Below are 14,089 nucleotides of genomic sequence, written 5' to 3' on the forward strand. Positions count from 1 at the left end.
GTGTTCACGCTTTCGCTGAGTACGCTGCGCGACCGCCGGCAGCTCTTCGCCGGGGCCTTGGTAGCCATCGCCTTGGGTGTCGCGCTGGTCCAGGCGTCGCTGCATGTGCTGACGTCCGTGTCGGATCCCGTCATCCCGGCGGGGCTGTCCGCCGCGGAGCGCGACGAGATGCGCGAGGGCTTCGTCGGCGCGTCGGTGGTGATGGGCCTTCAGGCCCCGCTGGTGGTCTTCCTTGCCGTCTTCGTGGTCGGTTCGACCTGCTCGTTCGCGGTCGCGCAGCGGCGCCGGGACCTTGCGCTGCTGCGCCTGCTGGGTGCTGGACGCGGTCAGACGCGGCGGCTGCTGGTGACCGAATCGCTGGTCCTGGGGGCGGCGGGGGCGTTGTGCGGCGCTCCGCTGGGTGTCGTGATGACGTGGATCCAGACCCGGGTGCTGGAACAAGTCGGCTTCGTACCCGCGGGATTCCAGCCGGTGTACTGGAACTGGGGCGCCGTGCTCGCCGCGGGAGCCACCGGGGCCGGTATCGCGCTGCTCGGGTCCTGGAACGCGGCCCGGCGGGCGGGGCGCGTCCGTCCGCTGGAGGCGATGGCCGACACGGGGGCGGCCGCCCGGGTCATGACGCCGGGACGCTGGTGTGCGGGCGTACTGAGCCTGGCCTTGTCGGCGCTGCTGGTGGCCGGGGGACAGGCGGCCGATCCGATCGGCGCCATCACCATCGCGATGGCGCTGTCGGTGGTCGGCGCGGTGGCGCTGTCGGCGCTCAGCCCGCTGGTCGTGCCGCTGGTGGCCCGGCTGTTCGGGCTGGTGTTCCGGCGCAGCCTGCTGGGCGGGCTGGCCGAGGCGAACATCCGTGACGGTGCGCGCCGCAACGCGTCGGTCGCGGCCCCGCTGATCACCCTGGTCGCGCTGGTGCTCGGTCTGTCCGGCGCGCTGGGCGTGCTGGCCCGGTCGATCGGCGTCGAGCAGGAACGCCTGACGCGCGGCGACCTCGTCGTCACGTCCGCGGACGGCGCGTCGGCGGCACGGCTGGCCGGCATCCCGGGTGTTGCGGACGTCTCGTCCCAGCTGGCGGTGCCCGCGTCGGTGACCGCCAAGGTACGCAAGGACGGTGCGCGCGCCGCCCGGCCGCACACGTTCGACGAGCGCGTGGTCGCGGTGGACGGGGCCGCGTACGAGCGGGCGCGTACGCTCGCGCCGACGTCGGGTTCGCTCGCGGACCTGCACGGCGACGCCGTCGCGGTCGGTCCCGCGGTGTCCGCCGAGGGCTTCTCCACGCCGCGCGTCGGCGACACGGTGACGGTCACTGCCGACGGCGTCGAACGGGTTCTGCGGGTCGTCGCGGTCCTGCCGGAAACCCTGGAAATCGGCGACGAGTTCCTGATCGCGAAGGACGCTCTGCCGACCGCTCTGCTGGCCGCCGCCCCCGGGGAGTCGATCGTCACGGTGGCGCCGGGGGCCTCCGTCGATGAAGTCGCGGAGCGCATCCGCGCCGCGGGGATCGGCGACACCGAGAGCGTGGCCCAGTGGGCGCAAGGCAAAGCCGACGTCCAACAGGACGGCAACGACAAGGTCTTCGCGGTCCTGCTCGGCCTCGCGGGCGTCTACGCGCTGATCGGCGTGATCAACGCCCTGGTCATCGCCACCGCCGAACGCCGCACCGAATTCGCGGTCGCCCGGCTCAGCGGGCTCGAACGCCGGCAGGTCGTCCGGATGGCGGTCGTCGAGGCCTGCGCGGTGGCCACGATCGGACTCGTGCTCGGCGGCCTGGTCGCGGCGGCCGGGATGGCGGGGATGGCCAAGAGCACGGCGGCGGCGACCGGGACGGCGATCGTCGTGGTGCCGTGGGGGACGCTGGCGGCGACGGTGCTCGGGGCGTTCGCGGTCACGGTCGGGGCGGCCGTGCTGACGGCGCGGGCGGCGACGCGGGAGCGCCCGGCTGCGCTGGCCGCCGCGCGGACCTGAGGATCGGCCGGCCGTCCGCAGCCGGAGTGCGGCCGGACGCCGGGACGGAAGCAGAGGGGACCGGCCGCATCGACCCGTCCGTCCCGATGTGTACCGTTCACGGTCCGACCGAAAACGATCTTGAGGGGGACCGCCGTGCCGCAGCCCGACCGATCCGGCAGCCCCAGCCGCCCCGCCCGCCTCGGCGGCTCCTGGTCCGAAACCCCGTCCTGGACCGGAACCCTGCCCTGGACCGGAAGGCGCCCCCCGGCCTCCGGCGCCCTCCTCCCCCAGGTGGCCCGCGCGGTCGGGTACGTCGTCCTCGGCCTGCCGTCCGGCCTCCTGGCCCTCCTCGTCCTCGGCGGGCTCGCGGCACCGGCCGCGATGGCGGCGGCAAGCCTGGACGACATCTCCTCCTGGCGCGACGCCGCCCGCCCCGCGGTCCTCCTCCTGCTTGCGGCCCTCCTGACGGCCGGCGTCGCACCGCTGGCCGCGGTCCCGCTGGCCGCGCTGGAACGCCGCAGGCTCCGCGTCCTGACTCCGGCCGCAGCCGACTTCCGCGACGACGAACCCCGCGCTCCCGCGGCCCTGTTCCGCGACCGGTACACCACCGCGCAGGCCTGGCGCGAGGTGGCCGCCGGATACGTCGCCGCAGTGGCCGGAACCGTGCTTGCGGCGCTCACGCTGGTCTGGGCCCTCATGTGCCTGGCCTGGCTGACGGCTCCGCTCCTGGTCGCGATGAGCAGCGGCCCGGTAGCGCTCGTCGTCGGGCAGACCGGCAGCGTCGCCGGAGCGCTCCCGTACGCCGCGGCCGGGCTGGCCGGCACCGTCCTCGGCGCCTTCGGCCTCACCGTCCTCGCCCACGCGCAGGCCGTGCTGATGCGGTCGCTCGTCGAACGCCGCCGCGACGAACTGGCCGCACGCCTGGTCGAGGTCACCCGCTCCCGGTCCCGCCTCGCGGACGCGTTCGCCGCCGAGCGCCGCCGCATCGAACGCGACCTGCACGACGGCGCCCAGCAGCAACTCCTCGCACTCACCCTCGAGTTGGGCCTGGCCCGGCTCGACCTTCCGGCCGATTCCCCGGCTGCGGAGTCGGTCGCCAGGGCCCACGATCAGGCCAAGACGCTCATGGCCGACCTGCGCAGGCTGATCCGCGGCATCCACCCGCAGGCGTTGACCGATCGCGGGCTCGGCGCGGCACTCCGCGAACTCGCCGAGTTCTGCCCGCTGCCGGTCGGCACCGACATCCGGCTGCCCCACCGTCCGCCGCAAGCCGTGGAGACCGCCGCCTACTTCGCCGCCGCCGAGGCACTGGCGAACGCCCTCAAGCACAGCGGCGCCGACGACATACGCATCACCGCAGGCCTGCGGCGCGGACGCCTGACCGTGGACGTCGAGGACAACGGCCGCGGCGGCGCCCGGATCTCCGACGGCACCGGCCTTACCGGGCTCGCCGACCGGGTCGCCGTGGTCGACGGGACGCTCCGCGTGTCCAGCCCGCCCGGTGGGCCCACCTTGGTACGGGTGGAAATCCCCTGCCCCGCGCCGCAGGACCCGCCGGACTTGCCCGACTCGCGCATCTCCCGGGAATCCCGGCCCCTCGAGAGCAAGGACGAACACTGAACACCCTGCGCCTCATCCTCGCCGAAGACTCCGTGCTGCTCCGCGCCGGACTCACCGGGCTGCTGGAACGCCTCGGGTTCGAGGTGGCCTCGGTGCCGGATGGCGCCGCGCTCACCGCCGCCGTCCGCGAAAGCGTCCCCGATCTGGTGGTGACCGACGTCCGCATGCCCCCGGCGTACGCCGACGAGGGCCTGCGCGCCGCACTCGCGCTGCGCGCCACGTGGCCGGCCCTCCCGATCGTCGTCCTCAGCCAGTACATCGAGCCGGACGGCGCCGCCGAACTCCTCACCAGCGGCGGCGGCCGGGCGATCGGCTACCTGCTCAAGGACCGCATCGTCGACGTCGACGACTTCGCCGCCACCCTCCGCCGCGTCGCAGCAGGCGGAACCGCCGTCGACCCCCAGGTCGTCGCCCGCCTCCTGCGCCGCCGCGCGGAACCCCTCGCCGCACTGTCGCCGCGGGAGCGCGAAGTCCTCGCGCTGATCGCGGAAGGCCTGTCCAATGCGGCGATCATGCGCGCGCTGGGCATCTCGGAGCCGGCCGTCGCCAAGCACGTCCGCGGCATCTTCACCAAACTCGGCCTGCCGTCGGACGACGACACCAACCGCCGCGTCCTGGCCGTGGTGGCGTATCTCGGCTCGGGCAACGGTCCCGCCACGGGCCTCGGCGAGGGCTGACCGCGCGGTGCCCGGCCCCCTGGGTGCTCCGGGGCGCCGAAGGGGTCAGGCCTGCGCCGCGCGGGACAGGATGCGGCCGAGTGTCCACCACTCGATGGTGCCGGGGGCATGCTCGTCGCCATTGGGCCAGGTCATGGCGACCACGGGTTTTGTGCCAGGGCGGATCTCGACGGTCGCGTCGGGCAGGGTGACCTCCCCAAGTCCGTCGAGCGACCGGGCTTCGGCGCCGAGGGCGGCGGCGATCCGCTTGGCCGCGTCCGGGGATGTGGCCTGGATGCACAGTCTTTCCGTGAGGGCGTTCTTCCAGTCGCTGCGGGCGCCGAGGGCCGCCACCGTGTAGTTCGGCGTGGCCGGATCCGCGGAGAACTGCGCGTAGTAGACGTCGCCCAGGCATCGTGCGGTGGCGAGGTAGGGCTCGCTGTCGGCGAGGGTCTCGCCTGTCGGGACGATGGATTCCACGGTGGACAGGTCGTGGCCGTAACGGAGTTCGGTCTTGGTGACCCGGAGTACGGCAGCCCCCCGGTCCGAGACCCCCTCGGGGCGCTCCATGAACAGGACGCCGTCGCGGATGTGCGCGACGTAGCCGCGGCGTTCGGTCGCGGCGCGTATCGCGTCCGGATCGAAGCGGCCGAAGAGCCGGGTGCCGTGGTCGAGCCGGACGGCCTTGGTGACGTCCGTGCGGTCGAAGCCCAGGGCGGCGCGGTCCGAGTTGAAGTCGCTGTTGAAATCTCCTTCCCCCAGGGGCGGTGCCCCGAGGTGCATGACGAAGAGGAACCGCTCCCACCCGCCGCGGGTGAGCTCGCGCAGGGCCGTGCCGTCCCCGTAGCCGGCCTCGGACTCGTCCGACCACGGCAGGAGGCCGAGTGCGCGGACGAGATCCGACTCCCCGGGCCGGTCCGGCAAAGGGCCCGAGGAGCCGAACCACGAGCAACTCGTGGCGAGCAGGGACAAGGCCGTGGCGGCGACCAATGCGGTGAACCCATGCCGGGCGGCGCCCGCGCGGATACGCATGGCCGCAGTGTGGCAGCGGGGCGACGTATTAGAGAAGGTATTCTAAAACTTTGCGGGGTCAGGTTGCCAAGCGGTCCAGGTGGGCCAGGCCGGCGGTGGCGGACGGGTGGTCGGGGGCGGCCTTCAGGGCGCGCTGCCAGGCGGCCCGCGCCTCGGCTTCGTTGCCGAGTTGGGCGTGGACCTTGCCGAGTACGACCAGGGCGTCGACGAAGGATCCGTCGTCCGCGAGCGCGAGTTCCAGCGCCGCCACAGCCTGTTCGCCCAGACCGTGCTTGGCGAGGTCCAGGCCGAGGTTGTACGCGCGGTCCGCGCGCGAGCGCAGGAACGCCAGCGGTGCGAGGTCCTCGCGGCAGTCCGGGCACGTGAAGGTGCGGGGGTGGGGCGGCACGCGGCACACCGGGCAGGTGACGCCCGGTGCGGACCGGCGGGCGGGGGCGGCGGCCGCCGTGATCGGGGCCGTCACTTGAGGCGGTCCGTGGGCTTGGCCGGACCCTGCGGCCCGATACGCCGGTCGCCGAGTTCCTCCGCGGCGGCCGTCCACAAGGGCTGCACCTGGTCGAGGTAGCGCTCCAGGGCCACCCGGTCGTTGCGGTCCGCGGCGTCGTCCAGGTTGCCGGTCAGTTCGGCGATCTGGTGGGACAGCCGTGGCGAAACGGAGCCCTGAGCCGCGACGGTGCGCATCTCCATGATCATCGCGACGATGGGCGGCAGGCCGTCGATGGTCGACTGCACCTGCTCGGCGATGGCCAGGCCCGCCACCCAGTCGGCCTGCTCGCGCGCCCTTTCCAGCTGGTCGCCGAGCAGTTCGAGTCGGGACTGCTGCTCGGCGGTCAGGTACTTCCCGGTCCAGTGCAGGATCATCGCGAGCCGCGCCGCCGCGTAGCGGATCTCGGTGGCGAAGCGCAGCTGCTCGCGGATCCGCTTGATCAGCGGCTCGATCGGCTCGCTCCCCGGCCCCTCCAGCAGGATGTGCTCCAACTGCGCGAGCGAAGAGCGGAGTTCGTCGCGCTCGCGGTCGGTGAGCTCCTGTTCGAGGGTGTCCAGGAAGCGCACGAGGTCCTCGCGGGCCGCCGACACGACCTCCTTCTTCTGCGGGTCCAGCCGCCCGAAGCGCTGCAGCTGGACCACGTGCGGCTCGGCGCCCGGGGTGCGGACCAGCACCGAGACGGTGATGGTCCGGTCGGACGACAGCCCGAACGAGATGGTCAGCGGCGTGCCGTCCGGGAGGTCGGGCGGCAGTTGGACGTTGACGTGCCCGCACAGCTCGTTGCGCTCCGCGATGTTGTGGGAGCCCTCGTACACGGACACCTCGAGCCGCGTCGCACCCGCGCCCGAGGTGTGGAAGTCCCGCGAAACCGGGGACGTCGTCGGGTAGTTGGTCCCCTTGGGGATCACCACGCTCATCCGCCCGTCGTCGAGTTCGACGCCGAGGTCCTTCGGGGTGATGTCCTGCGGATCGGTGATCGGCATCGGCTGCTCGCACGAGACGCAGTCCAGGACGCCCGGCGGGTTGACGCGCCCGCAGGCCGGGCAGCGCAGGCCCTCGCTGCGCGCCGGCCCCTCACCGCACACCGAACACGACTTGCTCTCCGGGGCGTTCGCTTTGCCGCACTGGTCGCACGTCCACAGCTTGGCGACGCTCACGGTCGGCGCGCTGTGCACCGGAGCGCCCGCGCCCGTACCCGCGCCGCCGAGCGCAGTGCCGCATTTGCCGCACGACGCCGCATCGACGTCCACCGGCATGTGGCAGGTCGCGCAGTCCGTCTTCGGCGCCCCGACCAGCGATCCGGCGCACGACGAACAGAACTCCTCGGCAAGGTCGTTCACCGCGGCGCAGGCCGGGCACTCGATCTCCGCGGACAGCGCCGACTGGACCGCCGCACCGACCGCCACGCACTGCATCGGATTGACGTCCTTGCGGATCCGCTCGGCGCCGAACACCTCCGCGAGCCGCTGCTCGACCAGCGGGATGGACGTGGAGCCGCCGACCAGCAGCACCTGGTCGACCGTGTCGACGTCCAGGTGGGCCTCGGCGAGCGCCTTCCGCACCAGCGTGATGGTGCGGTCCACCGCACCCGAGACCAGCTTCTCGAACTGCTCGCGCGTCACCTCGGTGTCCAGCGTGACGGCCTGCCGCCCCAGCGCGGGCAGGACCACCTCGGTGGCCAGCTGGTCGGACAGCGCGACCTTCGCCTCCTCCGCGGCGGTGCGCAGCCGCGTGGTGGCCACCAGGTCGCCGTCCAGCGCGACGCCGTGCTCCCGCTCGGCCTCCGCGGCGAGCCGGTGCCGCAGCAGGTCGTCGAAGTCGTCGCCGCCGAGCAGGTTGTCGCCCTCGATGCCGATCACGTCGATCATGCCCTGCACGAGCAGCAGCACCGAGATGTCGAACGTGCCGCCGCCCAGGTCGTAGACCAGGATCGTGCGCGGCTCCTGCCCCGGGTCGGCGGCCAGCCCGAACGCGAGCGCTGCCGCGGTCGGCTCGTTGATGATCTTCAGCACGTGGAACCCGGCCAGCCGCCCGGCCTCCCGGGTGGCCGCGACCTGCCGCTCGCCGAAGTACGCGGGCACCGTGATGACGGCCCGGTTGAACTGCTCGTGGGTGCGCTGCTCGGCGTCCAGCTTGAGGCGCCGCAGGATCATCGCGGATATCTCGATGGGCGTGTAGTCGTACGCCCCGAGCCGCACGTGCACGTCCCCGTCCGCGCCTCGCCCGATCCGGTACGCCACCCGGTCGAGCGCCGCGGCCACCTCCGGGTCGTCGAACCGGCGGCCCATGAACCGCTTCACGGATGTGACCGCGTCGGTGCCGCGGCCGCGCGCCGGGGCGCCGACCAGCAACTCGTCGCGGCGGCCGAGGGCCACGACGGACGGCGTGGAGTCGCGGTTCTGGCGGTTCAGCAGGATCTTCGGTTCACCGCGCGACAGGTACGCCATCACCGAGTTCGTCGTGCCGAGGTCGATGCCGAGAGTGCGCTGCACAGGTCATCCTTCTTCCGGAGCGTCGGCAGGGCTGCCGTCGGGGATTTCGGCGGAGAGGTCGGTGGGGAGGTCGGTTTCGAGCGGCTGCCGGCTCACCACGACCTTGGCCGGCCGCAGGACGTCGTCGCCCAGCCAGTAGCCCGCCGCCACCACCCGGAGGATCGTGCCTTCCGGCCGCCTCGGGTCGTCCTCGGTGTCCACCACGTCGCAGCGCTCGGCATCGGAGATCGCGCCCAGCGCCATGCGCTCGACGCCCGCCCGCCGCATCCTCTGCAGCAGCAGCCGCTGCGTGGCCTCGATGTTCTCGCGCAGCCGCTCCAGCCCGCGGGACGACCCCATCACCGCGTCGGCGGGCAGCTGCCGGGTCAGGACTTCATCGAGCGCATCGCATACGTCGAGGAGCCCGGTGACGAGTTCGCGGCGCTCGCCGGCCCGCGCGCTGCGCTCCTTGTCGAGCAGGGTCTCCACGGTCGCGCGGCGCTGCAACTGCCGGGCGTACGCGGCATACAGGTCGGTGTCGGGGACGTCCGCGCCGCCGGCCCGGGGTTCCTCGACCACCGCGAGCGGATCGGTCACGGGTGCCTCCTTGTCCACGTCCTGTGCCTCCGACTCCGCCGCGCCGTGCGCGGCCTCACAAGGGCGGTTCCAGATCGGGCAGCAGACCGGGGTCGGGCCCCGGGAACGCCGCGAGGCCGACCGGGGCGACGGGCAGCGGGCGGATGTCGGCGGCGCGTTCCGCGGCCGTCGAACCGAACATGTCGCCGGTGTCCGGGACCGGCAGCAGTTCCGGGGCCAGGAAGTCGACCTCGCCCGGCGGCCCGAGCGACTCCCGTGTCTCATCGTCGAGTTCGGCGTCGAAGTAGTACAGGACGTCGTGTTCGAGCCGGTTCCGGAGCAGCTCCTGACGGGCCTGGCCCAGCTCGGTGCGGCGGTCGCGCGCGGTGCGGGCGGCCTGGACGTAGGCGGCGTACACGGCCTTGTCGTCGGCATCGGGCCCGATGCCGAGCAGGTCGTACAGGGATTCCTCGGCCACGCTCCTCCTCGCGGATCTTCGCCTGCCTGCGGGGACGCGGATCGGCGTCAGAGGCCGAGTCGCCCCTGCTCGATGAGCATCTTGAGCCGGTACCAGGTCACGTTGTCCGGATCGAGCCGGATCGCCTTGTGGATGCGCTCCAGCGCCGCAGTGATGTGGCGCTGCTCGAACGCGTCGCTCGCCCACAGCCCGTAGCACTGCGCCATCATCTGGCGCACCACCGGATCCGGATCGAGCGCGAGCGCCTGCTCGAACTCGCTGATCCCGTCCGCGAACCGCCTCTGGTTGGTGAGCTGCACCCCGAGGTTGTGCCGCAGCACCCCGAGGCGCTGGGTCAGCACGGGATCGTCGACGCGCTTCCGGGCCTCCTCGACAACCGTGCAGGCCTTGCGCAGGTTGCCGTCCTCGACCATCTTGGCGACGTAATTATCCGTGCTGACCACGTAGTTGCGGCGGATCAGCGGGGCGTCCGGGGCGTAGTCCAGCGCCGTGGTGATGAGCTGGTGGGCCTTCCTCGTGTCGCCTTCCGCGCTCTTCGACGCCGCCCACCGGTTGAACGTCGCGGCCAGGTCTTCGGTGATCCGCTCGTCGCCTGGGACCAGCTTGCGGCCGCGGCGCAGCACCGCCACCGCGGCGTCGTAGTCGTCGTGGTCGGCCAGGATCGAGCGGGCCAGCTCGGTGGCCGCGTCGGCGACCTTGTCCTCCTGGCCGCCGACCTGCCCGATGCGCTTGTCCATCGCCTCGAAGTGGTCGAGGCACGCCGCCCACGAGCGCCGGGCGTGCAGGTCGACGCCCTTGAACGTCAGGGCGCGCACCAGGAAGACGCGGTTGCCGGCGGTCACCGCGGACGGCGTCAGCTCCGCGATGATCCGCTCGTGGTCGCCCTCGGCGAGCAGCAGTTCGTACCGGCCCTCGGGGCTCAGCAGGCGGCGCAGCTCCTCGTCGTGCCGGGCCGGCCCGGCGAGACCGTCGCGGATGCCCTCGCCGTCGGCACCCAGTGCGTCCAGGGCGTCGGCCAGCAGCGGGCCGTTGACGATGACCTTGGCGTTCGGCTCCAGCGCTGCGGGCAGCTGCCGGATCCGGGCCGCGACCGCGAGCTCCAGGCGCAGTGTGGCCGCGAACCGGGCGGCCTCCGGGTCCTCGTGGCCGCGCTCCCGGACCAGCTGGGTGAGCCGCTCCACGTGGAACGCCCGGGCGCGCTCCGTGCGTTCCTCGTCCGCGCTGCGCCCGGTGCGCTGGCCGAGGTAGCGCCAGAAGGCGTCGGAATGCAGCAGTGCCACCCACGTGCCGCCGAGCAGCGGCCAGATCCCCGGGAACGCCCGGCCGCTGCGCGCGCAGCGGTCGGCGACCACGGCCGCGGACCAGATGACGTTGAAGCGCGGGGCGGTACGCAGCGCCTCCTGGATCAGCGCGAGCGCCTCCGCGTGCCGCCCTTCCCGCGAGGCGCGCCCGGCCGCCCGCTGCAGCAGCACGGCCCGCAGCCCGGGCGGGGCCGTGATGCTCTCCAGAGCCGCCGCGACCGCAGCCGGAACCGGCGGCCCGCCCTTGGTGCCCAGCCCGGCCCGGGCCTTGAGGGCATCCAGCGCCTGCAGCGCCGCCAAGGCCGTCGCGTCGTCGCCCTGGACCATCGCGAGCCGGGCCTGCTCGGCCCGCACCAGCGGCAAGTACGGCTGCCCGTCGCCCAGGAGCGCCGCACGGTGCAGTCCCTCGGCAGCCTCGTCCGGTGCCAGATTGCGGACATCGGCGGCCAGCAGCGCGGCCACCGCTGCGGCGTACCGGCCCGCGGCACCGCTGTCCGCGAGCAGTCCGGCGCACAGGGAGCCCGCCCGGTCGTGGTCGCCTTCCTGGACGGACTGCCGCAGCCGCGCCACGTCGGTGTACGGCTGCGGGGCGCCGGCTGCCTCGAAGAAGTAGACCGCCTGGTCGGTGCGCCCCGACGCCAGGTACGCGGCCGCCCGCCACCGCTGCGTGCGCGGATCCAAGTCGCCGGCGAGCGGCCCCTCGAAGCGCGTCCGCAGTTCTGCTGCGATCGCCTCGCGGTCGCCGCCGAGCAGCACTGCACGCGCCGCGTGGCGGTGCACGCGCGGGTCCTCGGGCAGGAACTGCTTTGCCTCGTGCACCAATACGCCGAGCCGCTCGCCGGTGACGTCCTCGGCCGCCAGTTCGCGGACGTACGTCTCGCCGAGCGCCTCCCGGAAGCACGCTTCCTGCGGGAGCAGCGCGGCCGCGAGGCGCCAGTGCCGCCGGGCCTCCCCGGTGTCCCCGCCGGCCAGTGCGTCCCGTGCGAGCGCGTCGTGCGTGGCGGCCCGGTCGCCGGGCAGGCTCGCCGGGGCGGACCGGCCCGGGCCGCGGGTCGGCCGGCCCGCGGCGCCGCCGACTCCCGCGGCCGGCGGCAGCGCCGTCATCTCCGCCCACCGGTCGAGCGCGTCCTGCCCGTGGCCCGACCGGGCGAGCCCCAGCCCCACCAGGTAGGGATCGCCGAGTGCCTCGATCCGCCGCCGCGCATCGGGCTCACCGGCGGCGGTCGCCGTCGCCGCCAGCCGCTCCGGAAGCCCCGGCCAGGCTCCGGCGATCGTGCGGTATTCCGCGTAGGCCTTGGCGTGCTCGCCCTCGAACTCGTACGCCATCCCCAGCCCGTAGCGGGCCTGTTCGAGCCCCGGGTCGCGTACCAGCGCGGCCATGAAGTGCAGCCGCGCGCTCTCGTAGTCCTGCTCGCCGAGCGCGAGCCGGCCCTGCGCGTAGGACGCCGGAGCCGACGCCCCGGCCTGCTCCAGGTCGCGGAACGCGCGGTCCGGGAAGCCGATCCGGCGCAGCACGTCACCGCGGTGCAGCAGCACCTCGGGCGTCTGCTCGGCCCGGTCGTACGCCGCGGCCGCATCGTGCAGGCGGCCCGCCCTGACCAGCACGTGGCCGAGCGTGGCCGCCGCGCCGGGGTCTTGCTCCAGCACGGCCGCGGCCCGCTCCAGATGCCCGATCCTGGCCAGCGACCGGCCCAGCAGCTCCGTCTGCGGCGTGGTCCGGGCCGGCATCGCGGACAGCACGTCGGCCGCCTCGGCATAGCGCTGGTGCGCGAACCGGTAGCGCCCCAGCCGGTGACGGAACTCGGCCAGGGGAGCAGCGAGTTGCGGATCGAGCGCGGCCGCCGCCGCGAGCACCGCCACGGCCGGGGCCAAACCCTCCGGGTCCTGGGCCAGTTCGTGTGCGCATGCGGCCGCCTCGGCGGGCCGCGCCTCCTGGCAGGCGATCTCGCCGAGGGCGGCCAGTGCCCGCCGCCGCGATTCCCGCAGCGGCTCGGGGACACCGAGCCGGTCGGCGGTCGCCACGATCCGCTCGTACAGTCTGCGGGCGCGGTCCAGTTGGTTCTTCTCCCGGCTCTTGTCGGCCCGGTCCAGCGCCGCATCGTGCCCCGCCGGGTCGTCGCCCAGCCGCATGAAGCCGTCGAAGAGCCCGGCCATCAGCCCGCGCTCCGCAGCGGACCGCGCGCGCCGACCGCGCAGACGTCGTCGTGGCCGGCCAAAGTCCTTGGCATGCCTCCCCCTTCGTCGGCCTGGCGGCTCCCGCGGTGGTCCACAGTTGCAGGCTATCCGCGGGCATGCACGTCCCGGCCAGAGGATCGCGGCGATCAGAGGGAAGTCCCGCACGGAACTCGCCTGCGGCAAAAGGCCGAACGCCCCCGCGGGTGCCGGTGCGCGTCGGGCAGCAAGAGCCGGGCATCCTGCCGGTCGGATGACAGCCCCCGGCTACGGCTGCCGCATCCACTCCCGGTGGTAGGCCGCCCAGTCCTCCTCGGTGGCCGCGAAGTCGACGTACAGCGCCACGCCGAAGTTCCGGCGGTCCGAGCCGGCCGCGTCCAGGCCGATCCGGACGGCCCGGGCCGCGGTCCCGGCCCGCTCGGCGTTCTCGTGATGGCCGATCGTGTCGTCGTGGTAGAACGGCAGCCCGATCAGCAGGTCCGTGCGCTCCGGCGTGTGCTCCAGGGCGAGTTCGGTCTGCCGGGTGACATAGCCGCCGAAGAGGCCGCGGGTCGGCATCCAGGTGTCGTAGGCCATCACCGCGATCTGGTCGACCCGGGACGCGATCGCCGTGAAGTAGCCCGGCGTCCACCACTTCGTGCGGTCGGCGCCGCCGAGCCGGGCCAGGTCGACCAGGTTCCCGGCGGGCTCGATCTGGTGCGCCGCGACCGAGAGCACCGCGCCGCGGGCGTGCGCCGCATCGCGCGCCCGGCCGAGGATGTCGAGGTAGTCGGTGTTGCCGTCGCCCATCGGCTCCAGGTCGAAGTGCACCCCGTCGAAGCCGGCGTCCAGCGCCTGCGCGGCGGACGCCACCACCCGGTCCCGGTTCGGGCCGCGGCTCAGGTCGAGGCGGTCCGGGCGGGCCGGGTCGGCCGGTCCGACCACGTTGCCCAGCCAGGCCTGCACCCGTACGCCGGGCAGGGCCGTGCGCATCCCGGCCAGGAACCACGGCGCCTGCGGGTAGCGCGCCGGATCGAGGCTGCCGTCGTTCTCGAGCGGCCCGGCGTGCACGTACACGTCGTGCACGCCGGTGGTGCGCAACCGGTCGCCGAGCGCGGCCAGATCGGCCGGCCCCTTGCGGCCGTCCAGCCAGGCGTGCCCGAGCCACAGCGCATCGCGGCCGCGGGACCGGTCGGCTTCCCCGGGCGAGCCGGTGTACTGCAGCCGCAGCGTGGTGAGCACCCCGATGACGACGATCAGCACCGCGACGGCGAACGACGCCACGACGGCGAAGGCGACGCGCAGGATCCGGCGGATTCGGGTCGGGTGTGGCGGGCGTTCGGTCATTGCCGGGCATCCTGCCGTATCGGGTA

At 73.8% G+C, this 14,089-nt stretch carries 10 protein-coding genes; 3 read left to right on the forward strand and 7 right to left on the reverse strand.

The features are described from left to right. The 3 genes from LZ495_RS29850 to LZ495_RS29860 all read left to right on the forward strand — a co-directional run bounded on the left by LZ495_RS29850 (window position 1) and on the right by LZ495_RS29860 (window position 4,241). Window positions 1-1,962 (forward strand): ABC transporter permease, encoded by a 1,962-nt coding sequence (locus LZ495_RS29850; RefSeq protein ID WP_235056059.1) that lies wholly within the window; start codon window positions 1-3, stop codon window positions 1,960-1,962. A 135-nt stretch (window positions 1,963-2,097) separates the two neighbouring features. Next, on the forward strand, window positions 2,098-3,564 hold the full coding sequence (locus LZ495_RS29855) for a sensor histidine kinase (RefSeq protein ID WP_308268664.1): 1,467 nt from the start codon (window positions 2,098-2,100) through the stop codon (window positions 3,562-3,564). Window positions 3,565-3,578: 14 nt separating this feature from the next. Beyond that, a complete protein-coding gene (locus tag LZ495_RS29860; RefSeq protein WP_235056085.1) occupies window positions 3,579-4,241 on the forward strand; it encodes a response regulator transcription factor in 663 nt (220 codons plus the stop codon). 45 nt (window positions 4,242-4,286) lie between these two features. On the opposite strand, the gene LZ495_RS29865 is transcribed toward LZ495_RS29860, so the two are convergent. The 7 genes from LZ495_RS29865 to LZ495_RS29895 form a co-directional block, all read right to left on the reverse strand. Further along, window positions 4,287-5,252: a hypothetical protein gene (locus LZ495_RS29865; protein WP_235056060.1), complete on the reverse strand. Its 966-nt coding sequence runs from the start codon at window positions 5,250-5,252 to the stop codon at window positions 4,287-4,289. Window positions 5,253-5,310: 58 nt separating this feature from the next. After that, window positions 5,311-5,715, reverse strand: a complete 405-nt coding sequence (locus LZ495_RS45015; protein WP_235056061.1) for a tetratricopeptide repeat protein — start codon at window positions 5,713-5,715, stop codon at window positions 5,311-5,313. Then, the gene (locus LZ495_RS45020; RefSeq protein ID WP_235056062.1) at window positions 5,712-8,231 is read right to left on the reverse strand and encodes an Hsp70 family protein; all 2,520 of its coding nucleotides are present in this window, start codon (window positions 8,229-8,231) and stop codon (window positions 5,712-5,714) included. The genes LZ495_RS45015 and LZ495_RS45020 overlap by 4 nt, the downstream gene beginning before the upstream one ends. A 3-nt stretch (window positions 8,232-8,234) precedes the next feature. Next, on the reverse strand, window positions 8,235-8,807 hold the full coding sequence (locus LZ495_RS29880) for a nucleotide exchange factor GrpE (RefSeq protein ID WP_235056063.1): 573 nt from the start codon (window positions 8,805-8,807) through the stop codon (window positions 8,235-8,237). Between the two features lie 55 nt (window positions 8,808-8,862). Next, window positions 8,863-9,264: a hypothetical protein gene (locus LZ495_RS45025; RefSeq protein ID WP_235056064.1), complete on the reverse strand. Its 402-nt coding sequence runs from the start codon at window positions 9,262-9,264 to the stop codon at window positions 8,863-8,865. Window positions 9,265-9,311: 47 nt separating this feature from the next. Beyond that, window positions 9,312-12,719 carry a tetratricopeptide repeat protein gene (locus LZ495_RS29890; protein ID WP_235056065.1) on the reverse strand — a complete coding sequence of 1,136 codons (3,408 nt, stop codon included), beginning with the start codon at window positions 12,717-12,719 and terminating at the stop codon, window positions 9,312-9,314. 285 nt (window positions 12,720-13,004) lie between these two features. Further along, window positions 13,005-14,063, reverse strand: coding sequence for a glycoside hydrolase family 18 protein (locus tag LZ495_RS29895; RefSeq protein WP_235056066.1), 1,059 nt, complete (start codon window positions 14,061-14,063; stop codon window positions 13,005-13,007). Between the last annotated feature and the right edge of the window lie 26 nt (window positions 14,064-14,089).

It is taken from the genome of Yinghuangia soli (assembly GCF_021502675.1).
Lineage (GTDB): Bacteria > Actinomycetota > Actinomycetes > Streptomycetales > Streptomycetaceae > Yinghuangia > Yinghuangia soli.

Coding starts and splice junctions, on each gene's coding strand:
- LZ495_RS29890 (WP_235056065.1), bottom strand. CDS start 12,719: ATGGCCGGGCTCTTCGACGGCTTCATGCGGCTGGGCGACGACCCGGCG.
- LZ495_RS29865 (WP_235056060.1), bottom strand. CDS start 5,252: ATGCGTATCCGCGCGGGCGCCGCCCGGCATGGGTTCACCGCATTGGTC.
- LZ495_RS29895 (WP_235056066.1), bottom strand. CDS start 14,063: ATGACCGAACGCCCGCCACACCCGACCCGAATCCGCCGGATCCTGCGC.